Annotated in this window: 21 protein-coding genes and 1 pseudogene; 13 read left to right on the plus strand and 9 right to left on the minus strand. The window is 65.7% G+C overall.

Features of this window, described 5'->3' with window-relative positions; translation table 11 throughout:
- Positions 1 to 789: 789 nt before the first annotated feature.
- Positions 790 to 1,014, plus strand: coding sequence for a DUF2510 domain-containing protein (locus tag B4M62_RS00975; protein WP_290703814.1), 225 nt, complete (start codon positions 790 to 792; stop codon positions 1,012 to 1,014).
- Positions 1,015 to 1,424: 410 nt separating this feature from the next.
- Here the strand turns inward: B4M62_RS00975 and B4M62_RS00980 are convergent, their stop codons facing one another.
- Entirely contained in the window at positions 1,425 to 3,095 is a 1,671-nt protein-coding gene (locus B4M62_RS00980) for a DUF222 domain-containing protein (RefSeq protein WP_290703816.1), read from the minus strand.
- 161 nt (positions 3,096 to 3,256) lie between these two features.
- Between B4M62_RS00980 and B4M62_RS00985 the strand changes: the two genes are divergently transcribed.
- Positions 3,257 to 3,922: a hypothetical protein gene (locus B4M62_RS00985; protein WP_290703820.1), complete on the plus strand. Its 666-nt coding sequence runs from the start codon at positions 3,257 to 3,259 to the stop codon at positions 3,920 to 3,922.
- Here the strand turns inward: B4M62_RS00985 and B4M62_RS00990 are convergent, their stop codons facing one another.
- Entirely contained in the window at positions 3,923 to 4,972 is a 1,050-nt protein-coding gene (locus B4M62_RS00990; RefSeq protein WP_290703823.1) for a tellurite resistance/C4-dicarboxylate transporter family protein, read from the minus strand.
- A 59-nt stretch (positions 4,973 to 5,031) separates the two neighbouring features.
- Positions 5,032 to 6,864: an alkyl/aryl-sulfatase gene (locus B4M62_RS00995; RefSeq protein ID WP_290703826.1), complete on the minus strand. Its 1,833-nt coding sequence runs from the start codon at positions 6,862 to 6,864 to the stop codon at positions 5,032 to 5,034.
- Positions 6,865 to 7,035: 171 nt separating this feature from the next.
- Between B4M62_RS00995 and B4M62_RS01000 the strand changes: the two genes are divergently transcribed.
- On the plus strand, positions 7,036 to 7,416 hold the full coding sequence (locus B4M62_RS01000; protein ID WP_290703829.1) for a YidH family protein: 381 nt from the start codon (positions 7,036 to 7,038) through the stop codon (positions 7,414 to 7,416).
- Positions 7,417 to 7,523: 107 nt separating this feature from the next.
- On the opposite strand, the gene B4M62_RS01005 is transcribed toward B4M62_RS01000, so the two are convergent.
- On the minus strand, positions 7,524 to 8,150 hold the full coding sequence (locus B4M62_RS01005; protein ID WP_290703832.1) for an alpha-ketoglutarate-dependent dioxygenase AlkB: 627 nt from the start codon (positions 8,148 to 8,150) through the stop codon (positions 7,524 to 7,526).
- Positions 8,151 to 8,565: 415 nt separating this feature from the next.
- On the opposite strand from B4M62_RS01005, the gene B4M62_RS01010 reads away from it, so the two are divergent.
- The 4 genes from B4M62_RS01010 to B4M62_RS01025 all read left to right on the plus strand — a co-directional run bounded on the left by B4M62_RS01010 (position 8,566) and on the right by B4M62_RS01025 (position 10,931).
- On the plus strand, positions 8,566 to 8,877 hold the full coding sequence (locus B4M62_RS01010) for a 4a-hydroxytetrahydrobiopterin dehydratase (RefSeq protein ID WP_290703835.1): 312 nt from the start codon (positions 8,566 to 8,568) through the stop codon (positions 8,875 to 8,877).
- Positions 8,878 to 9,045: 168 nt separating this feature from the next.
- Positions 9,046 to 9,984 (plus strand): PQQ-dependent sugar dehydrogenase, encoded by a 939-nt coding sequence (locus tag B4M62_RS01015; protein ID WP_290703874.1) that lies wholly within the window; start codon positions 9,046 to 9,048, stop codon positions 9,982 to 9,984.
- A gap of 180 nt (positions 9,985 to 10,164) precedes the next feature.
- Positions 10,165 to 10,440 carry a DUF2277 domain-containing protein gene (locus B4M62_RS01020; RefSeq protein ID WP_290703838.1) on the plus strand — a complete coding sequence of 92 codons (276 nt, stop codon included), beginning with the start codon at positions 10,165 to 10,167 and terminating at the stop codon, positions 10,438 to 10,440.
- 56 nt (positions 10,441 to 10,496) lie between these two features.
- Complete coding sequence (locus B4M62_RS01025; protein WP_290703841.1) at positions 10,497 to 10,931, plus strand: DUF1622 domain-containing protein; 435 nt, start codon at positions 10,497 to 10,499, stop codon at positions 10,929 to 10,931.
- Between the two features lie 10 nt (positions 10,932 to 10,941).
- Here B4M62_RS01025 and B4M62_RS01030 read toward each other — a convergent pair whose 3' ends face one another.
- The 5 genes from B4M62_RS01030 to B4M62_RS01050 all read right to left on the minus strand — a co-directional run bounded on the left by B4M62_RS01030 (position 10,942) and on the right by B4M62_RS01050 (position 16,359).
- Positions 10,942 to 12,159, minus strand: a complete 1,218-nt coding sequence (locus tag B4M62_RS01030; RefSeq protein ID WP_290703844.1) for an oxygenase MpaB family protein — start codon at positions 12,157 to 12,159, stop codon at positions 10,942 to 10,944.
- A 188-nt stretch (positions 12,160 to 12,347) separates the two neighbouring features.
- Positions 12,348 to 13,196: a transglutaminase family protein gene (locus tag B4M62_RS01035; RefSeq protein WP_290703847.1), complete on the minus strand. Its 849-nt coding sequence runs from the start codon at positions 13,194 to 13,196 to the stop codon at positions 12,348 to 12,350.
- Complete coding sequence (locus B4M62_RS01040) at positions 13,193 to 14,167, minus strand: alpha-E domain-containing protein (protein WP_290703851.1); 975 nt, start codon at positions 14,165 to 14,167, stop codon at positions 13,193 to 13,195. The genes B4M62_RS01035 and B4M62_RS01040 overlap by 4 nt, the downstream gene beginning before the upstream one ends.
- Positions 14,151 to 15,821: a circularly permuted type 2 ATP-grasp protein gene (locus B4M62_RS01045; RefSeq protein ID WP_290703854.1), complete on the minus strand. Its 1,671-nt coding sequence runs from the start codon at positions 15,819 to 15,821 to the stop codon at positions 14,151 to 14,153. Before B4M62_RS01045 ends, B4M62_RS01040 begins: the two co-directional genes overlap by 17 nt.
- A gap of 82 nt (positions 15,822 to 15,903) precedes the next feature.
- On the minus strand, positions 15,904 to 16,359 hold the full coding sequence (locus B4M62_RS01050) for a hypothetical protein (protein WP_290703856.1): 456 nt from the start codon (positions 16,357 to 16,359) through the stop codon (positions 15,904 to 15,906).
- A 22-nt stretch (positions 16,360 to 16,381) separates the two neighbouring features.
- Here B4M62_RS01050 and B4M62_RS01055 point away from each other — a divergent pair, with 22 nt between their 5' ends.
- From B4M62_RS01055 to B4M62_RS01080, 6 genes and pseudogenes are all read left to right on the plus strand, one after another.
- Entirely contained in the window at positions 16,382 to 17,041 is a 660-nt protein-coding gene (locus tag B4M62_RS01055) for a hypothetical protein (RefSeq protein ID WP_290703859.1), read from the plus strand.
- A gap of 124 nt (positions 17,042 to 17,165) precedes the next feature.
- A complete protein-coding gene (locus tag B4M62_RS01060) occupies positions 17,166 to 17,975 on the plus strand; it encodes an MlaE family ABC transporter permease (protein WP_290703863.1) in 810 nt (269 codons plus the stop codon).
- A gap of 55 nt (positions 17,976 to 18,030) precedes the next feature.
- A complete protein-coding gene (locus tag B4M62_RS01065; RefSeq protein WP_290703877.1) occupies positions 18,031 to 18,840 on the plus strand; it encodes an MlaE family ABC transporter permease in 810 nt (269 codons plus the stop codon).
- A gap of 3 nt (positions 18,841 to 18,843) precedes the next feature.
- Positions 18,844 to 20,160: an MCE family protein gene (locus B4M62_RS01070; protein WP_290703866.1), complete on the plus strand. Its 1,317-nt coding sequence runs from the start codon at positions 18,844 to 18,846 to the stop codon at positions 20,158 to 20,160.
- Positions 20,157 to 21,176, plus strand: a complete 1,020-nt coding sequence (locus tag B4M62_RS01075) for an MlaD family protein (RefSeq protein ID WP_290703869.1) — start codon at positions 20,157 to 20,159, stop codon at positions 21,174 to 21,176. The genes B4M62_RS01070 and B4M62_RS01075 overlap by 4 nt, the downstream gene beginning before the upstream one ends.
- A 10-nt stretch (positions 21,177 to 21,186) precedes the next feature.
- Positions 21,187 to 21,395 (plus strand): annotated as a pseudogene (locus tag B4M62_RS01080) (virulence factor Mce); the annotation flags it as partial.

The raw sequence follows: 21,395 nt of genomic DNA on the forward strand, positions 1-21,395 counted from the left end.
CGCAGGTTCAAATCCTGTCAGCCCGACAGCAGGTCAGAGGGTGTTTCCGCTTCGGCGGAGACACCCTCTTTCTAGTTTCCACTCCTGAAACCACCCCGATGCTCTGCCACCCTGGCCGCTGTCGTGGCGCCGCATTACCCATGTAGGCTTCGGTCCGGTTGGGTGCCCTGTGTGTTCCAAGTCTTGGCCATTCGGCCCGAAGAATATTTCAGCTTCTCGCCAAAAATAGCGAAGCAACCTCGCACCACCCGTCGACGCGATAGAGCTGCGGAAGAACTCCGGGTTGGCAGGATGGGCTTCATCTCCAAGATCGTGCCCTCGAACTGATCTCGCGGGATACCGTTCCTCGCTACCTTCAGCTCGATATCGGCGGCAGGGTCGTTAGCCTGCGCGACCATACTGGCCAGTTCGAGATGTACGGGAGACTCACTTCAACGATAGCGTGGATCACCTCCTGGGCGGCGAGAAGCATGGGATGATCCGAGACGGCAATCAGGAGCGGAGGGTGACGGTGGCAGCGAAGGGTGAATCGCATGGACTCGGAGTCGGGCACGGCAGCCTGATTGAGTATCCAGACGGGAGTGTCGAGTTCCGTCAGACCGGCAAGTTGCTACCTGCGTTCCGTGTCAACCTCGACGACGTGCGAGGCTTCTCAGTCCGCCGCGCTACGCGAGACGACAAGAAGCGGCTGAAGGCGAGCAGCCTGCAGGAGGTCGTGACTGTTCAAGGCCTGGGAACGGTGCTCGCTGAGGTCCCGACGAACATGGGGACTGGGGAGCGGATCGAGAAATGGTTCCGGGCACACCCGAGGTTCGGAGGCCAGCGACAACAGCAGGCGCCCCTGATTACACGCTGGGCCAGCCGAGTGGTCGACCCCGCGGTGCAACTCCACCGCCCCCGCCGCCGAGTGTGCCTGCCGGGTGGTATCCCGATGCCGACAACCCGGCGCTGCAGCGCTATTGGGACGGCACGCAATGGACCGAACACACCGCACCGGCTGGGCATCCGGTCTAACGGCGGTACTGCTCCTGTATGGCGCTCAGCTTTGACCGGCGTCCTCGTCGCGCTTCCCTCCACATATGAGAAGTGCCCGGAACCGTCAGCGGTACTGGGCCCCTCGTTCTCAACTTTGCGTCCTGCGGCCCGTTGCGGACTGGCACCAGTGCAGTATTGATCGGTCCAGTTCTGCAGAAGCCCTTCCGTGTGATCGTCCCTTTCGTCGGACAGGAGCGTCTCGGCGCGTCCGCGCCGCAAGGTGCGCTTTCCGATCGCAAGATCAGGGAGAAGTCCAGGTGGCGGTACCCGCCTGCGAACAAGACCCGGAGCCCGCGCGACACCTATGCCGCGCGCTGCGAGAAGTGGATCGAGGGTAACTCACCAATGGGCAACGTCCGGCCCAGGGATCTGGACACCAGGCTGCCAACCTAGGCGGCGGTGAGAAGTGCTGCCAGTGCAGTTTCCACTGGTGATGGGGGCGGTGGGGCGCACTCTGGTGGCGGTTGGTGTGGGGTGTGGTGGTCACGACGCAGTTCTACTGGTCGTGGGGGGCGTGGAGGCGATTCCTGCTGTTGGGCTGGCCGTAGGCTGGTGGGTCCGGTGGAGGGGCCGCTGTGACTGGGGAGGTGGTTGAGGAAGGCTTCGGGGTGGTGGATGGGGTTCGTGCGGTACGGCGCGTTGCTGCCGGCCTTTCGCCAGCCGATTCGTCCGGTTTCGGGTCCGGTGGTGATGACGGTGGTTTCCCAGTTTCCGGGTTTGCTGCCGACGTTGCGGTCGTCGGGGCCGCATGCGCCGGTCAGCTCTGCGGTGTTGGTTAGACCGCCATCGGCAAAGTCGGCCGCGGCGTGATGAGCCTGGGTGCGGCTGAACGGCTCGGTGCAGCCGGGCCGGGTGCAGCCGCGGTCGCGGCCGAATAGCGCGAGGCGTTGACTGAAGGTGGCGATGCGTTTGCCGCGGCCGAAATCGAGGACTTCGCGGGTTTTATCGGCAAATATCTCCAGCCATGGGGTGGCGTCGGCGGCGAGTTCGATGAGGTCGGCGACGGGAACGAGGGTTCCAGTGGTGGTTGGTGCCGCACCGATGGGCTGGCCGGTAGCCAGAGCGGTCAGCTGTGACAATTCGGCGGTGATGACGAGTTGGCTGGGGATCCGGTTGGGGCGGCCCAATGCTTGATGACCCAGGATCCATTCGCAGAGCATGTCGAGGGCATCGTGGTTGCGTTGGGCGGGGGTGCGGAGATCACGTTTGACCGCCTCGGCCAACGCGTCGCGTTCGGTGTCGTCGAGGTTGGTGATTGAGCCGTACGTGGGATGTTCGTCGGCAGGGTTGTTCATTCCTGGGGCGGCCCAGTTGTGCAGGATCACCTCAAACTTTGCCCGTAATGCCGGGGTTATCGCGCCGGTGATCTTGCTCATCAGCTGCCGATCTTGGCGGCCCAGGGTTAGGCCGCGTTGCCGTTGCCGGTCGGTGTCGTCGGTCAGCTTGCCGTCTGGGTCGAGGTGGGCAAGTAGTCGTTGTCCGAGCGGTCTTAGATCTTGTGGTGCCATGGTGCGTGCGGCGGTGGCGAGAATGTCCACGGCATAGTCAGTGTCGGTGTTAGGTGCGAGGGAGGGCACTTTGGCCAGGAGCAGATCGATTTCGTGGAGGTGGTCGGCGGAGATCTCGCCGTCAGCCACGCCCGCCGCGAGAGGCTCGGAACTCGGTGGTAATTTTTGCCCCGTCAAGGAAGTGAACCGGCCGATCAGCAGGGCCGTCTGATAGCGACGTTTGGCTTCGGTGGGGCCCAATCGTAGGTCTTGAGCGAGGAATCGTCGTACTGAGGAATGGCCAGCGCGGCGGTACAGATTGCGGTCTGATACCTCCACGAGTAGCGCGGAATCTACGGCGGCGGCGCGACGGCGGGCGGTTTCGACCGTCTGGAGCGCAGCCATGACCTCGGCATCAGAAGCCAGCCCCATCCCGACCGTCGCGAGTTTGGTCGTCGCTGCGTCGATCACCAACGCCAACGCCAGCGGCGTATCAGGCAACACGACCCCCTCGGCGATGTCATAGTCGACACCACGCGAAGGATCCGTACCCGGCTGGATTGTGATGGTCATCCGGATCACCCCCCTAGCCAGCACATATATTCGCGTAATCGAACATATGTTCATACTATCGGGGTGGCCGATCGGAGGCAAGGGCTTGCCGCAATTGACGGGGAAGACGTCGCGCGGGTTGCTGCGCGATAGAGTTTCGCGGAGGAGCGGAAGGGGCGGCGATGGCTGGGAATGGCGGTTCGGGGATCCTCGTTCCCTCTCGCCGCAAGCAATGTGTCGGCTTCATGATCGGGTCGGCACTCTTCGCTTTCGGCGCGATCCTGTCAATCTGGGTACACGACCAGGCGGTGCTCGCGAACAGCCTCTACTTCATCGGCTCATGGTTTTTCACCGCCGCCGGAGCCGTTCAACTTGTCCTCAGTGGGCAGGCGACCGTTCCCGTCGATTTCGCACCGGGCAAGATGTTCCGGGCCGAATGGCTATCTGGATCGACGCAATCCTTCGGCACGGTGCTGTTTAACATCAGCACGGGGGCAGCATTGATGACCCTGACCGTTGAGGGTGAGCAGAAGTTCATCTGGAACCCGGACGCGGCCGGATCAACGGCGTTTCTCATCAGCGGTGTGTTCGCCCTCGTTGCTTTCGCGCGGAGCGACCGGTTCTGGAATCCGGGCCAGGTCGACTGGTGGGCTGGACAGGTCAACTTCCTCGGCTGCGTCGCCTTCGGCGTCGCCGCGGTGGCGGCGTTCATCACCGCCACCGGCGCCACGCTCGACGCGCGAGTCGCCAGCGTGAGCACACTGATCGGTGCCGTCTGCTTTTTCCTGGCATCCGCACTCGTTCTGCCAACTGCGCAGCCGCTACCTCGCGCAGGAGAGGTCGAATAGTCAGCAATGACTCGGCGCGTCGGCGGGCCGATCATGGCGGCGGCGTATGTCCTTCGTGATCGATACAATCATGCCCACAGCGGTGAGCACCCAGGCGGTCAGCGCGACCCAAAACCAGGCGCTGCCAATCCATTCGACGACGGGGAGCTTGTTGGCCCGGCCCAAGTACATCCCGGCCACCGAGTACATGCCGAGTGGAAACACCATGCTCCAGAGGGTCGGCTGGTAGCGCAACGGAATGTTGTGGAGGAAGTGGCGCCATACCCCCGCGGCGATGAGCACCGGGATGAGCCAGGTCGCAAAGCACCAGAACATCACCGATAGTCCGGCCGCGACACCGCGCGTGACGGCAATCATCGGGGTGTTCTCCATTTCGATGACGCGGGCGCCGGCCACGACGGTGATCGCGACCGCACCCATCGCCACCCAGTACGGCGGATCCAGGTCTTGGGGCCGAAGGGGATAGAGCATGGCGCGCAGTGCGACGAAGGCGGCGCAGCCGGCGTAGAGGATCACGCCCAGCGACCAGGCGAAGATCGCAAGAATCGACAGGTACTGACGGTGAGCCGGGAGGATCGGCTCGAGCCCCGCGGCGACCACCGCGATCGATTGGCTGGCGACCACCCAGATGAACCAGGTGCCGTTGGCGCGATCGAGCATGGGCCGATGCTCGTTGCTCAGCACGGCGGTCCACGGTACGACGTACCCAAGCAGTAGCCAGACGAGTACCGACACCGTCAGCGCCACCGACGCGATGGTGCTGTGACCGGTGCCGACCAGTGCCGCACCGAGCACATTGGTCGCAGCGATGAACGTGAAGAAGCCGAACGCGCGCGCCGGATCCCGAAAGTCCTCGGCCATGTGACGGCGAAACCTCACCAGCCGCACCCCGTTGAGCACGATCAGTACGACATAGAAGACAACGGCCAACCAGAACAGCACGCCGGCCAGCGTCGACATGCCTTTCAGGCGGGCGCCGATAGAGACGATTCCGGTCGCCATGACCCCCGCGAAGTATCCGGGAGTCAAACTGGCGATCCGCGCAACCATCATCGACCACCCTCACCAGCGCGGGTACGGCTGACTCATGCGGTCGCGATGGTGACGTCTCATGGGGTCACAATGTTGAAATCGGGGTCTGGAGCTTGCAGCGCACCGAGGATCTGAGTCACCGCGCCGGCGTTCCCGTCGATCGTGAGTCCGGCTTCCATCGCGGCGGCGATGTCGCCGGTGGCGAGGTGGACGAGCACGCCATCGGGCACGGTGATCGTGGCGGCAACCACGGTGTCGGCCCGATCCTTGTCGCGCAGCAACACGCCGTTGTGCAGGCGGGTGAGCAGTCGGGTGTCGCCGAACATCCAGCGCACCGTGATGTCAAGGTCCCAGACCTGGGTTGCATCGATCTGGATGGCCAAACCGTCGAGGAACATGTCGGGCGTCAACTGGGCGATGATATCGGCGCCGCTGGTGCCGGTCGGCGTGCCGAAGTTGCCGCTGCGCAGCTCCATCGCGCCGGAGAGATAGAAGTTGCGCCAGGTGCCGTTCTCCGCGGCAAACCCCAGCTTCTCGAGGGTGTCGGCCTGCAGTTCCCGGGCCGCCGCGTGATCGGGTTGAGCGAAGATGACGTGGTCGAGAACCTGTGCGGTCCAGCGATAGTCACCCTCGGTGAAGGACTTGCGCGCCTTGTCGACGACTGCGTCGGCGCCGCCCATGAACTCGAGGTAGCGAGTGGCCGCCGCCTCCGGCGGATGCTGCCAGAGGCGCGCTGGATTGCCGTCGAACCAGCCGAGATAGCGCTGGTACACGGCTTTCACATTGTGGCTTACCGAACCGTAGTAGCCGTGGGTGTGCCACGCCGCATTCAGCTTCGGCGGCAGCTGGAACTGCTCGGCGATCTCGATGCCGGTGAGTCCGCTGTTGAGCATCCGCAGCGTCTGGTCGTGGAGGTAGGCATGCATTTCGCGCTGGGTCTGGAGAAACGTCATGGCCCGCTCGCGGCCCCACGTCGGCCAGTGGTGGGAGGCGAAGACCACATCGGTCTGTTCGCCGAACATGTCGATTGCCTCGCCGAGGTAGCGGGCCCACGCGCTGGGGTCGCGCACGACCGCGCCGCGCAGCGTCACGATGTTATGCAGCGTGTGGGTGGCGTTTTCGGCGATACAGAGCGCCCGGTGATCGGGAAAGTGGAAGTGCATCTCAGCGGGCGCCTCGCTGCCGGGGGCGAGTTGAAACACCATCCGCACACCGTCAACAGTCAATTCCTGCCCGGTCTCGGTAATGTCGACGGTCGGTGCGATCAGGGTGACCGTTCCCATCGAGGTGGTCTGGCCCAAACCGGCACCGATCCCACCGGTCGGTCCCTTCGGTAACGCAGCGCCGTACATGTACCCGGCCCGACGACTCATCGCGGTGCCCGCGTAGAGGTTCTCCGCGATAGCCGGCTCCATGAACCCGGTCGGAGCGATGATCTGAACCTTCCCGGCGTTGACTTCCTCTTGGGTGGTGACGCCCTTGACGCCGCCGAAATGATCAACATGGCAGTGGGTGTAGATGACGGCGACCACCTGTCGGTCACCACGGTTACGGCGATAGAGTTCGAGCGCGGCGGCCGCAGTCTCGGTGCTGATGAGCGGATCGATCACGATGATGCCGGTGTCGCCTTCGACGATCGTCATGTTGGACAAGTCGAATCCGCGAATCTGATAGATCGCCGTGGTCACTTCGTAGAGGCCGTGCTTGGCGCACAGTTGCGACTGCCGCCACAGGCTGGGGTCGACGGTGTCGGGGGCGGCGGCATCGAGGAAGGCATACGCATCGAGGTCCCAGACCGGCCGCCCGTCCGCCCCCGTGATGGCGCCAACATCGAGAGTGGCGATCAGGCCGCGATCGGCGTCGGCGAAGTCCTGAGTGTCGTCGAACGGATAGTCCTGGTGAGCAGCCATCTCGGTTCTCCTGCGTCGTTGTCCCGCCAGCGGCCCGCGGGGCCACCGTCGAACAGGGTCGCACACCCTCGCCGTGCCTGCATGGCAGTTGGGCAACGGGCCGGTCGGCACGACCGATGGGCGACGGGTGTTGCGGTGCGGGTGATCGGCGGGCCGTGCGATGCTGACACCATGGCCGAATCGATGCGAGAAGCCGGCGGCGACGCCGAGGACCCGGATGGCCCCGCCGTCCTGCCCGGCGCGGTCGATGCCCGGTTCACCCTCGCCGCCGAACGGACCATGCTCGCCTGGCTGCGCACATCAATGGGCCTCATCGCCGCCGGCGTGGCGGTGCTGCACATCGTCGAACCGTTTGGCAACAGTCACGCCCGAAGCCTGATCGGTTCGACGCTGCTGCTGATCGGGGCACTCGCCGCAGTCCTCGGGCTCGTACGGTGGCGCCGGGTCGATCGTGCGCTCGCCGACGGCGGGCCGATGCCGGGACCGGCGTCGGTCATGGTGCTCACCCTCTTGGTCGTCGTGGTCGCTCTCGGATTCATCCTTTGGCAGTAGCCGGCGGAGTGTCGCGGTGAACGCCTACTATCGATCGGCACGGCCTGCCCGAACTGTAACGATCGTCGGGTGACGGCGATGGTGCTGGCCCTTCAGGTCCAACGAGGTCACCGCACGCCGGCCGGACGGAATTGGATGCTGATCCTCGGTCCGGCGCCCCGCTGCTTCGGGACGCAATGATCCCACGTGCGTTGGCAGGATCCGCCCATGACGAGCACATCGCCGGTGCCGAGGGTGAACTTGTGTGATCTGCCGCCACCGCGAGGTCGCAGGAGCAATGCTCGAGGCGAGCCCAAGGATACGATCGCCACCAACGTGTCGGTGTAGCGGCCGCGTCCGATTCGATCACCGTGCCAGGCCACACTATCGTCGCCATCTCGGTAGTGGCACAGCCCCGCCGTCGCGAATCCCTCGGGGAGCTCGTCGGCATAGTGGGCACTCAAGTCGGCACGTATTGCTGCCATCGACGGATCGGGGAGTCGATCGCGCTCGGTGTAGTGCGCGACGAGACGAGGTACGTCGACGATGCGGTCATACATCTGCCGCTGCTCACGACGCCAAGTCACAGTGGTCAGCAGTCGGTCGAACATGTCGGCCGATCCGGTCAGCCATCCGGGGCACAGGTCGACCCATGCGTCGTGGTCCAGTCTTATCCGCCGACGATTCTCAAACGATCCGAGGGTTGTGGGAGACCCGATCGGATCGAAGAGGGTGTCCTGGATGCCGGTGGCCATGGGCCAAGACTACGTCACCATTCGAACAAAGGAGCTAAGTTACGGGTGTGTCGCCATCGGGGGCAAGTGTCGCGGGACACTGATGTTGGTCGGACCGGTTTGATCGACGGGGCTACAGATGGCTGCTCGAGATGCTGCGTGACTCGACGGCCACTTCGGGGCGGCCGCTCCGGGTGGCACTGGCTCGACTGCTGCTCGCCGGTCCGCCGAATCAGCTTCTGGTCTTCGATTAGCCCACCAACAACTTGGACCTCGCTCCTCGACTACCGGGTGGTGATGGACCGCGACGGCCTCCACACCGACCGCGCACCAGGGTCGGACTAGGCCACCGGACCAAGGGTGGTGGTCGCGGGTACCCAACGCTTGGTAGACAGGATGGTAACGCTATTGGCCGGGCAACGAGGCAGGAGAAGCGATGACCGAGGATCACTACCGACCACTTACCGCGGCGGCGGCGGCCGAGCAGGCGCCAGCGCCATGGCGGGTTGTCGACGGGGCGCTGGTCGCCCGGTATCGGACTGGCACCATGGTGCGTGGCTTGGAGTTCGCTACCGCCATCGTTGCCGCCGCAGAGGCCGCCAACCATCACCCCGACATCGACTTTCGTTACAGCACAGTCGCTTTGGTGTTGACCACTCATGCCATTGGTCAACTGAGTGCGGCTGACGTCAGCCTCGCTGTCGCCATCGCGCAAATCGCTGATGCGCAGGACGTCGGCTGGCATTGAGGACCATCCGTGAGTGAGGTGGGCGGCCGCCGGCGTCGAGTCGCGTGCGCTGGACTGGTTGTGGTGGCACTGGTGTCGACCGCGTGCGGGCACTCTTCGCCAGCGCCCACGATGGGACGCGAGCCCGACACCGCGCAGTCGCTACCCGCTGATTCGCGGGTCATCGCGATGGGCCTCGCCGCACCGTGGGCCGTCGCCTTCTATGGCACGACGCCATTGGTCAGCGAACGTGACAGCGGGCGGATCGTCGAGGTCGTTGGGGAGGGGCACACCCGCGAGGTTGCGACGGTCGCGGGCGTCGACGGGGCCGGCGAGGGCGGGCTGCTCGGCATCGCGACGCACGATCGGTACCTGTACGCGTACTACACGGCCGGAGCGGAGAACCGCGTTGCCCGCTTTCCGATCAGCGGCGTGCCCGGGGCGCTGTCGTTGGGCCGACGCGAGCGGATCCTCGACGGGATCCCGGCGGCGGTGAACCACGACGGGGGCCGGATCGCCTTCGGTCCTGATGGAATGCTGTACGCCACCACGGGCGACGCGGGTCGCCCGCGCTTGGCTCAGGACGTCGATTCGCTCGCCGGAAAGATCCTGCGGATGACTCCGGTGGGCGGGGTGCCCCCGGACAATCCGATCCCCGGGTCGGTGGTCTACTCGATGGGCCACCGCAACGTGCAGGGTATCGCCTGGGCGCCCGATCATCGGATGTTCGCGTCGGAATTTGGTGCGGACAAGGCCGACGAACTGAACCTCATCGAACCCGGACGGAACTATGGGTGGCCCGGCGCAGAAGGGTTCGCCCACCGCGACGGCTATGTCGATCCACTGCAGACGTGGACGCCCGAGGATGCGAGCCCCAGTGGTATTGCGGTTGTCGACGGCGCCGTCGTCATCGCAAACCTGCGCGGCGAGCGAATTCGCACGGTGCCGCTGACCAACCTCTCCGCCTCGGTGGACTCCCACGCCGGCGAATTCGGCCGATTGCGCGACGTGGTGGCCGCGCCGGACGGGTCGATCTGGGTGCTCACCAACAACACCGACGGCCGAGGCGCGCTCGGTGCCGGCGATGATCGGATTGTTCGACTCGGCCGGGTCACCGGGCCGACGTGAGAAACACATGATCCCACCCACCTATGCGGCCACGCGCATATGATGGGGGACATGAGCAACGAAACGAGCAATTGTTCCAATCCGAACTGCAAGTGTGAGAACTGCACGTGTGGACCTGACTGCAAGTGCGGGTCTGCGTCGAAATGCGGCTGCGGTAAGTAGCGGGTTCGCCGGCCGACCATGTGCCGCAACATTCACACGCTGCACAACTTTGAACCGCCGGCGACTTCTGACGAGGTGACCGCGGCAGCGCTGCAATACGTGCGGAAGGTCGCCGGAACGACGAAGCCGTCGAATGCGAACCGGGAGGTCTTCGACCGGGCGGTCGCCGAGATAGCCCACAGCACCCAACATCTGCTTGATGCGTTGGTGACGGCTGCGCCGCCGAAGGACCGCGCGGAGGAGGCGGCCAAGAGGCGGGCCCGGGCGGTCGCGTCGGGGAGATACACCGGCTAGTGCTGGCGTGCAGTGTCATGCCGCGCGCCCCGGGTGTTTCGCCATAGGATCGCTGCATGACGATGCACCAGGTATTCGACGGCGTCGCGGACGGATTCGAAATCGCCGGCGTCATCGCGATGGTGGCGGGGTTCCTCATCTCGTTCGGCCTCGCCGCGCGCCGCCTCCTGAGCGGAGAGTACGGCAGCTTCCAGGTGTTGCGGACATCCTTGGGCGGTGCGATCCTCCTCGGCCTCGAGATCCTCGTCGCAGCTGATCTGATCCGCACGATTACCTCGGAACCGTCGTTGGAGAACGTCGGCGTTCTTGCCATCATCGTGCTGCTGCGGACGGTTCTGAGCATGTCGATCCAGATCGAAGTCGAGGGCACGCTGCCGTGGCGGCGGGCCGTCACCGAATCCGGGGCCACGGTTCTTGCGAAGACCGTCACGCAGGAACGCGACCGTGTCCGAGTCGCTCGCCGCGCCGACAAATCCCCCAAGCCGGACTGATCGATGACGGTCAGCGGCGCAGCTGCTTGCCCGCGTCGAAACGCTCCTCGCGCTGGCCGAGGTGCCACGCGTGCCAGCGTCGCCACCGCCGCATTTGGCCGTCCTGCCAGCGACGATCAATCGACGGTGACAGTCGTCGGGCGACCTCGACGACGGCGACCAGCGGTGCACGACCGATCAGCACCGCCAGGCCCGGCAGCCCGGAGGGAAGGCGGTAACGGCGCCGGTTCCACGGCAGCATGAACAGTCGGGTATACCCCGCTTGCAACTGAAGGTGATAATGCGCCCGCAGACGTGACCATCCGCGGACATCGGAAGCCGGCTCGAAGGAGGGGACGAACCCCTCGACCAGTTCGGGACCCAGCGGTCCCGAGTCGTGCTTGCGGGTGGCGTCGAAGTAGTAGAGCAGGCGCACGCCGTCGGCGACCGTCCGCGGATAGATCTCGTCGACCTGACAGCCAACGAGATGCCCGAGATAGCGGTTGAAGTGCAATACCGCCCGCATCTCCTGTGGCGAGGTGAGAAAGCCGAGCGCGTAGAGGCCGATCGCCGGCCCGACGCTGCCGCCGAGCAGTGTCAGCATCATCTCGCTCTGGCTGATGGGCAGCCCGTGCTGCGTGGACTTCCACTCGGGGTGCTCGGCGACGCGGGCCCGCACCGACACGTGCATGACGCGGACCTTCAGTGAGACCCCGCGAGCCGTTGAGGCCGGGGTGAGCGCGGCATTGGGCCGGCACACCTCCAGCCACCAGCGACTTGTCTCCAGGTAGCGGTGCAGGGCGCTGGCTCCCGCGTAGCCGCCGGAGAGCGACAGCGGCACCGCCAGGGAGGCCTCGGTGTAGGTGTCCATCGTGCCGGCATTGCCCACGGCGCCGAGGCTGTACGCCCATCGTCGCCACACCGCCGCACCCTGCTCGACAAGGGTGGGATCGACCCACTCGGGGATCGTCTCGAACTCGGCGAACAACTCGCGCATCGACTCCGGTGCATCGGGTACGTTCGCAATCCCGACGCGCAAGGCCTCGTCGAGGAGCTCGCGGGACCGTTCTGGGCCGAGGTCGCCGTGGTAGGTCTGCGCGACGAACCTCTCGGCGATGGGATCGCCGGCACTGTGGCCGCGCGCAAACGCCTCCTGCACCGCATCGGTGGGCAGAAGATCAAACCGGGTGAACCGCATGACGCGGTCGCGCAGCCGTTGGTGTGCAGGGGAGACCGTCAACTCGACCATGACTACAGACGGTAGTACCTGCCGGATGAATGTCTAGGCAACCGCGGCCGAGGGTGGGTCTTGATGGCGACACCGTGGGGATCAACCGAACCCGACGGGGCTCTGAGGGCATGATCATCCGAGGGAATCAGGGGTCCAGCCAGGTTGTGAAGCGGATAAGCCGGTGGCTTTTGGGACCGCCGGCCGAATCAGGCCAACCGGGTGATGCGCACGGTCACGTCGAGCTGCGACTGCGCGCTGCCGGTGTAGATGCCCTTGATCGGGGTGACATCGGCATAGTCGCGGCCGGTACCCACGGCCACATGGTGGTCGTCGATGAACTTGTTGTTCGTCGGGTCGATGCCCCACCAGCCGCCGGTCCAGACTTCGATCCACGCATGGCTTTCGCCGTCCACCGATTCGCCGATACCCGCGTCGTCGAGCGGGTGCAGATACCCCGACACGTAGCGGGCCGGGATGCCAAGACTGCGGAGCATGGCCAGGCTGACGTGTGCGTAGTCTTGGCACACGCCGGTGCGGTGTTGCCATGCGTCGGCCGCGGTGGAATGTGCCTCGGTGGTGCCCGGCTCATAGGTCATGGTGCTGAAGACGCGGTCGACGACCGCCTCGGCGGCATCGGCGGGGCGCAGACCGTCCGCTGCCGCCGCGGCGAAGGCGGTGATCTCGGGGGTGTGGGGGGTGTACACCGTCGGGCGGAGCATGTCGTCGTAGTCGTCGACGATCGACCCGTTGCGCAGCTGCACCCAGTCGATCGACGTGGCCTCCTCGCCGCGGACCTCGTCCTCGGCCTCGACGACGGCGGTTCCGATCACCTCGAGCCGTTCGTGTGGGGAGTGCAGGTCGAACACGGTGACCGTGGTCGCCCAGTAGTCGCTGTAGCGGAACTGGCGAGCGGCCGGAACGGTGTCCACATGGTCGACGACCACGGTTTGCCGGGAATCGCTGCGCGGGGTGATTCGCGCCTCGTTGAACGAGGACGTCACCGGACCGGAGTAGGTGAAGCCGGTCGTGTGGACGATGCGCAGTCGGGCGCTCATGGCTTCCTCCCGTGGCTGACGTAGTCGTACACGAGCCCCGTGTCGGTCCAGGTCACGTACGGTTCGACATGAAAGTGCTCCGCGGCGATCGACTCACTAACGGCGCGGCACGTCTCCTGCACGCTCCGCAGGTAGGCCGGAAGATCCCGAACCATCTCGCCGCGGCCGATGAACTCGATCGAGCTGCGCGCCCGGCCGAGCAGCGTTAGCGCGGTGGACTGCGCGCCCACCCGGTCGGGCCGATTGTCCAGTTCGGCGAGATGGCGCTCGGCAACGCGCAGGGAGTGGAACACCGATCGTGGGAAAAGTCGGTCGAGCATCATGAACTCGACGACGTGTTCGGTGTCCACCGCGCCGCGGTAGGCACGGATATAGGTGTCCTGGGCCCCGGCCGCCACCAGCAGACTCATCCAGGAGAGCGCGTCGGGGCGGTAGGCCGCACGCGACATCAGCAGCCGCACCGTCATGTCGATGCGCTCGATCGACCGCCCGACGATGAGGTAGCTGTACCCGACGTCGTGACTCAGAGTCGCATCTGTCAGCCCGGCGAACATGGCCGCTCTCTCCTTGATATAGGTGAGGAACGCGTGCGGGCCGAGTAGCCGCGCCCGCCGCTCGGCGTCGTCGAGGCCCATGTAGGTCGCATTGAGGCATTCCCACATCTCGCTGGAAATGACCTCGCGGGCCCCGCGGGCATTCTCGCGGGCGGTGCGGATGAGTCCGACGATGGACTCGGCACTGGCGCGGTCGTAGGCGACGCCGTCGACCAGCGACCACACGGTGCACGCGGTGTCGTCCGCACGCTGGAATCCTAGGACGGCCAGTACGTGACGAGCCATTGAGTCGGTGTCGACGGTGGCGTCTTCGAGGAGCTGCTGGACGGCCACGTCCAAGATCCGCGCCATGTCGTCGGCGCGCTCGACGTAGCGGCCGATCCAGTAGAGCGAGTCGGCGTTACGGGCGAGGGTCACGGCGAACCTCCTTCAACCGGCACTGCTGCTGTTGCTGCTGTTGTTGGTGCTGAGTCTGGTCGCCGGCCCGGATCATCGGGGGGTCGACCGACGGAGCGGGCAGGGCTTCCGGTGCGGCTCCGGCGACGATGACCTCGTCGTCGCGGCTCTCGCCGGTGGCGCCGGGTGCCGAGGTGGCCAGGATCCAGGTGTCCTTGGACCCGCCGCCCTGGGAGGAGTTGACGACCATCGAGCCCTCCGCGAGTGCCACGCGCGTCAGACCGCCGGGGAGGACCCAGACCGATTCGCCGTCGTTCACGGCAAACGGGCGCAGATCGACATGGCGCGGCTGAAGCGTGTCGTCGAACAGGGTCGGGTTGGTCGACAGGGACACCAGTGGCTGCGCAATCCAGCCACGGGGGTTGGCGCGGATCTGGGCGGCGAGAACGTCGAGTTCGACGCGAGTCGCAAACGGACCGAACACGATCCCGTAGCCGCCACTGCCCTCGACGGGTTTCACGACCAACTCGTCGATGCGGCTCAGCACCTCGGCGCACTCATCGGGCAACCAGCAACGGAGGGTCTCCACGTTGGCCAGTAGCGGATCCTCGCCGAGGTAGTAGCGGATGATGTCGGGCACGTAGGTGTAGACGAGCTTGTCGTCGGCGACGCCGTTGCCGATCGCGCTGGAGATCACGACGTTGCCGGCGCGGGCCGCGTTGACCAGGCCCGCAACGCCGAGCATCGAGTCGGGACGGAACTGGAGCGGGTCGAGGAACTCGTCGTCGATCCGCCGGTAGATGACGTCGACGCGGGTCTGGCCGTCGGTGGTGCGCATATAGACGACGTTGTCGCTGCAGAACAGGTCCCGGCCTTCGACGAGCTCGATCCCCATCTGGCGGGCCAAGAGTGAGTGCTCGAAGTACGCGGAGTTCGCGACACCCGGCGTGAGCAGCACCACGGTCGGGTCGGCGATGGCCGACGCGGCCGACGCTTGCAGCGCCCGGAGCAGGTGGCGCGGGTAGTCGCGGACCGCGCGGACCCGGTGCGTCGCAAACAGGTCGGGGAAGACGCGGGCCATCGTTCGGCGGTTCTCCATGACATAGGAGACACCGGAGGGGGAGCGCACATTGTCCTCAAGGACGCGCAGGTCGCCCTTTTCGTCGCGAATAAGATCGATCCCGGCGACGTGGATGCGCACCCCGTTCGGGGGCCGGATTCCCGCTGCCTGTCGGTGGAAGTGTTCGCAGGAGTTGATCAGGCGGCGGGGGAGGACGCCATCGGCGAGGATTGCCTGCTCGCCGTAGACGTCGTCGAGAAAGAGTTCGAGTGCGCGCACGCGCTGGATGATTCCGGCCTCGAGTCGCCGCCACTCATCGGCGGCGATGACGCGGGGAACGGGGTCGAGGGGGAAGGGGCGTTCCTGGCCCGATAGCGAGAAGGTGACGCCCTGGTCGATGAATGCCCGGCCGAGCGCTGCCAGTCGGGCCCGCAGGTCGCCGGGCTCGAGCGCACCGATTGATTCGGCTATCCCGCGGTAGGGTGCGCGCACCGAACCGTCCGGGCGAAACATCTCATCGATGGCTCGCTGCTGCAGTCCGGACCGGTAGTGGCTGAATGCGGCACCGTCGAGCGACAGTGACGACTTCGCAAGTGACGACCCGGTCGGATTCATACCGGAATCGTCCACCGCGCGCATTACTGCAATGAAGACGACGGATTGCGCTCGGGTTACAGGGTCCAGGTACTGGCAGTGCTCAATAGCCGATGATCCCCGCGGTGCCGTTGGACAGCCAGGTCACGCCGTCGAAAATCTGGTTGCGTGGGGCGATCAGCCATATCGTCGGGCTCGCCGACCGGCCGCAGCGCACATTCACCTGGTGGGCGCCCGCAGCGACGGCGTAGCCCCGGAGGGTGGTGGTACCGAGCATCGGCGGGGCGCTGTGTGGGGCGGCCTGTTCGAACGACGCCACCACCTGGCGGTCCATCCATACGCGGCACCGGGCATCGTGGTGGGTGGCCGACCCGCGGTGGTAGGTGATCTGCCAATCCGAGTCGCCGGCCAGGGTGACCGAGATCGTCGGCATCGGCGCGGCATCGGCCGGCGCGGCATGGATCGATCCGCCGAGCAGCGGCGCGGCCACCGTGGCGGCGATCATCGTGACCCGGACGGTCGTAACCCGGACAAGCGAGGTCTTCCGCGGAGTTCTCATCGTGAAGGATAATATCAAAAATATGACATTGGTCGATGGCCTTTTTGTGGTGCTTGGTGTGCTGGCCTTGGGTGGCCTCGTCGGGTTGCTGGCGATTGGCGCCGCGGTGGCGCTGGCCCGACGGCCGGACCGTGCGCCGGTTTCCACCATTGCGGCGGCCGACCTCGATGACTACTTCGCCCGGCGTGCGGCCTTTGCGGTGACGGTTTCGGCGCGGACTCCACTGGCTCCGGCGGAGATCTTCCGACGCCTGGCGCGCCGTCCGTACCTGAGTAGCCTGCCGTTTCTGAGTGGGCCCGAGTGGCTCGACAACGACTGGCCCGACAAAGGGATGGCTGACCTGCGCGGCGCCCGGTCGCGCCGGACGATGTCGGGGACGATCTACGCCGTTTCGGAACAGGTAATTCGGTATGAGCCCGATGTGGTGATCGCGCTGACCGGTACCGCGGTGTGTACGCCGGCGACCATCGCCAGTTTTGCCGAGCGGTTCACGATTGGTGCCACCGAGCGGGACGGTGTCACCGAGGTTCGCTGGACGATCGCGGGGACGCCGCGCTGGGTGGGCTGGCTGCCGTGGCGCTGGGGCGCGCCGCTGTCGCGTCCGCTGTTCGCCTTCGTCCTGCGGCACGTCCTGCGCCTCGGGGCGTTCCGCGCCCCTCGGCCGGCGGGGAACGAGGACTAAAGGGCTCTTGGCGCATTTCATATATAAAATATGTTAGGGTCCTTTCGTTGTGACCGCGACCACAACATGCCCCGGCCGGAACCGAACCCGGGGCGCCGTTCACTCGACCTGGGGGTAGACATCAATGGCGTTCGAGCTTCCCGCCTCGCGTGGGCCGGTTCGCGACCTTGCAGTGGAGGCCGGGCACACGCTCGGGTTCGCCCTGCAGTCGATCGGCGCACTCGTCGTGGCCACGCTTCGACTGCGATTGTCGCTCGCCGAGACGCTGAATCAAATCGTCTTCATCGGCCGGGTCAGTACCGGACCGTCGCTGCTGCTGATGATCCCGGTAGGTGTGTTCATCGCGGTATCGGTCGGTGAACTGGCCGGCCGTATCGGGGCGGGCGGCTACTCCGGCGCAGTCGTCGCCTTCGTCATCGTGGGACAGGCGGCGGCGTTGGTCTGCGCGCTGATGATGGCCGGCGTGGCCGGGTCGGCGATCTGCACCGACTTGGGCTCGCGCAAGATCCGCGAGGAGATCGACGCAATGGAAGTCATGGGCCTCAACGTCATCGAGCGGTTGGTGGCGCCGCGGATCGCGGCCGCGATCGTCGTCTCAGTCGTGTTGTGCTCGCTGATCACGGTCACCGGCGTCGGCGCGTGCTACCTGTACCACATCTACGTGCAACACCTTCCGGCCGGCGCGTTCATGTCCACCTTCAGCCAGTACGGGCGCATGTCCGACTTCGTCATGGCGCTGGTCAAGGCAACCATGTTCGCACTGCTGGCGACCGTTGTGGCGTGCTTCAAAGGGTTACACGCACGAGGCGGGCCGAGTGGCGTCGCCGATGCGGTGAACGAGGCCGTCGTGATCGCGTTCGCGCTGGTGTTCATCTTCAACACGATCCTGTCGCAGGTGTACACGGTGATCGTGCCGGCCGTGGGGGCGTACTGACGTGGCCGCCACCACCGATCTGCGTGCCCGGGCCCAATCGGGGTATCGCCGCCGGGTGGGTCCGCTCGTGGACCACACCGTTCGCTTCGGCGAGTACGTCACCTTCATCGCGCGGGCGATCGCTGCCATCCCGTACACGCTGGTGCACTACCGCAAGCATGTGATCCGCCAGATTGCGGAGATGACTTTCGGCACCAAGTCGCTGCTCTCCGGCGGCGGGACCATGGGCATCGTCCTGGCCATGTCGCTGGCCGCCGCGATGATGCTGGGCGTCGAGACGTACCGCGGTTTGCAGCTGGTCGGAATGACCTCGATGTCGGGCATGCTCGCTGCCATCGCCAATACGCGCGAACTCGCCCCGGTGGTCGTCGCCATCGCGCTGGCAGCCAAAGTCGGCACCGGATTCACCGCCCAGATCGGCGCCATGCGGATATCCGACGAGATCGCAGCGCTCGACGTGATGGCGATCCGCTCGATTCCCTTCCTCGCTACGACCAGGATGATCGCTGCGATGGTGTGTGTGCTCCCGATCTACATGATCGGCCTGTTGGCCAGCTACCTCGCCACCCGTGCGGTGGTGGTCTGGTTCAACGGCGAATCCTCGGGCACCTACGACTACTTCTTCCACCTGGCCCTCACTCCGACGGACCTGCTGTACTCCGCGATCAAGGCGGTCGTCTTCGCCGCGATCGTCACCCTCGTGCACTGTTCGTACGGCTACTTTGCCAGCGGTGGGCCCGAGGGCGTCGGCCAAGCCGCCGGACGCGCGCTTCGGACATCGATCCTGGCCATCGGGATCTTCGATGTCATCTTCACTTTCGGACTGTGGGGCCTGGTCCCCCAGATTCCGGGATTGGGGTTGTAGACGATGACGGTGATGCTCCCGGGCAAGGCGGTTTCGCGCGGCCGGTACGCAGTACGAGCGGTAGCGGCGGCGCTGATCATCTTGTTGTTCTCACTATGGATGGTGTCGCGCCACACCGGCACGCTGTCATCGGAGCCGACGGTCTATGCCGAGGTTCCGGTCGCGGCGGGACTGATCCAGGCCGGCGCGCCGGTGCGCTTCCACGGGGTCAAGGTCGGCGAGATCAGCTCGATCGACGCCGGCGCCTCATCGTCGCGGGTCGGGCTCACCATTGATGAGGGTTCGTTGCGCAACATCCCGGCGACAGTGATGCTGCGGGTGCTGCCGCGCACCTTCTTCGGCGACACCTACGTTCAGCTCGCGCCCACTCCCGGATCGCCGACCACGCCGGGGAACCATCTGGCACCCAATGCCGAGGTCGCCGTCGACGACGGTCCCGACGCCGTCAACCTGTACAACATCTTCGCGAAGCTGTCCGAACTGATCAACGAGGTCAAGCCCGACGAGATGAATGTCGCACTTGCCGCCGTCGACAAGGCCATCGGCGGGCGCGGCGAGCAACTCGGAATGATGATCGACGACTGGTGGTCGGCCTCGCAAGAACTGGAGCAGACGATCAACCGGTTCATCGATGCCACACCGGAATTCGCCCGCGTCACCGAATCACTCAGGCGGGCCACCCCGGCGATGATGGAGACCCTCGCTTCCGTCGCGAGCATTTCGCACGGAGTCGTCGACCAGGCGGACCAGCTCGCGGAGTTCTTCACCTCGGCCAGCGGGTACCTGGAGACAATCACCCCGTTTGTGGCGACGAACCGGAAGAATCTCATCACGATCATCGATTCGACCGGAACGATCTTGAGCACCGTTGCCCAGAACCCGTCCGGAATCACCCGAACGGTGCGTGAGGCGAGCGGGTTCGGCCGAGCCGGCACGATTCTGTTCGCGTCCGGCCGCTTCAACATCACCGCGGTGCCCACCTTCTCCCAGCCACAGCCCTACTCGGGCGCCGACTGCCCGACGTACGGGGCGCTGCGGGGGTCGTCGTGTTTCGGAAAGCGGTCACTGTGGGGGACCGGACCGGTGCGAGACCCCGGCCAGCGCAACGGCACGGTCCTGCATCCGCCCAGGCCCAAGGTGCGGCCGGCCAGTGCAAACCGCCCCGGCGTCATCGACGGCAGCGCGGAGGTCTCGACCCTGCGTGGACTTGAAGGCGTGGTCACCGGCGGCCGTGACTACTCGTCGGGCGGTCGCCCGAATCCGGCAACGACGATGATGCTCGGGCCGATGGTCCGGGGCGCGGAAGTGAGGATCAAATGACCAGGCTGTCAGTGGTGACGGTCATCAAGGCGGCGCTGTTCGTCGTCGTCGGCGTCGTCGCGTTCTCCCTGATGAGCAATACGCTCCGGTCGCCTGTACGCGGTGCGACCACGGACTACATCGTGCACCTGTCCGATGCCGAGGGGCTGGTCGAGGGCAATCCGGTCAAGGTCTCGGGCGTGCGCATCGGCCGGGTCGCGGGGATCGAACTCGATCCCCAGGCCAACGGCACGTCGCGTGCCCGGGTGCGGGTGACGATCGAGCGGGCCCATGCGGTACCGGTGCAGGTGCATGCCGCCGTCCGGTACGCGGACATGCTGGGCGCGCGCTACATCGCGCTGTCCGATGCCGGGCCGCAGTCGCCGGCGCGCGTCGGCAATGAGATCCCGGTCGAGGCCACGACCCCCCCGGTCAACCTCACCGCATTGATGAACGGATTCGAGCCGCTCTTCTCCGCACTCGACCCCAAGCAGGTCAACGAACTCGCCCAGGGCTTTGTCGACACATTCGCCGGGCGCACCCAATCGGTGCATCTGCTCCTGCGTCAGATCGCCTCGATGGGGGCCAACCTTTCCGCCAACGGCGCCGTCTTCGCTCGACTTGTCGCGAACCTGAATTCGTTGATGTCCACCGCGGACGCGCGCAATGCGCAGTTGACCGAGCTGTTCGCCGGCTTGGGATCGTTGACGTCGGCGATAGTCGGCGACAACGGACAGCTCACCGCCCTGCTGGACTCGGGTGACCGTTCGGTGGCCGCCCTCGCCCAGATGATGACCACCGCGGGCGATTCGTTCGCCCGCTCGCTGACTGGCCTGCGCGGGGTGACCGCGGCCTGGATTCCGAATACGCCGGCGTTCGAAACGTTCCTGGACCGGTTCCCGATCATGGCCGACCGGATCAACCACAGCGGTCGGTACGGCGGATTCATGATGCTCTACCTCTGCAACTTCACGCTCAAGGCGTGGAACGTCGAGGCGAACATCTTCGGTCCGCTCCACTCGCCGGTGTGTCGGTAGGGGGTGAGAGATGTTCCTAGTCAGATTGATCGACGTTTTCGTCGGCATCCTCGAGTTCGTCTTTAAGTCCGATAAACGTGCCCAGGGCGCGTCTGCCGCAGTGCTCGGGACTGCCGGAATCATCACCCTGGTGGCACTGCTGCTGATCGCGATCGGCATTCCGCACTGGCACTATCAGGCGCGGACCCAGCCGTATACCGCAGAGCTGGGAAACGCTGC

It is taken from the genome of Gordonia sp. UBA5067 (assembly GCF_002414845.1).
Taxonomy (GTDB): Bacteria; Actinomycetota; Actinomycetes; order Mycobacteriales; family Mycobacteriaceae; genus Gordonia; species Gordonia defluvii.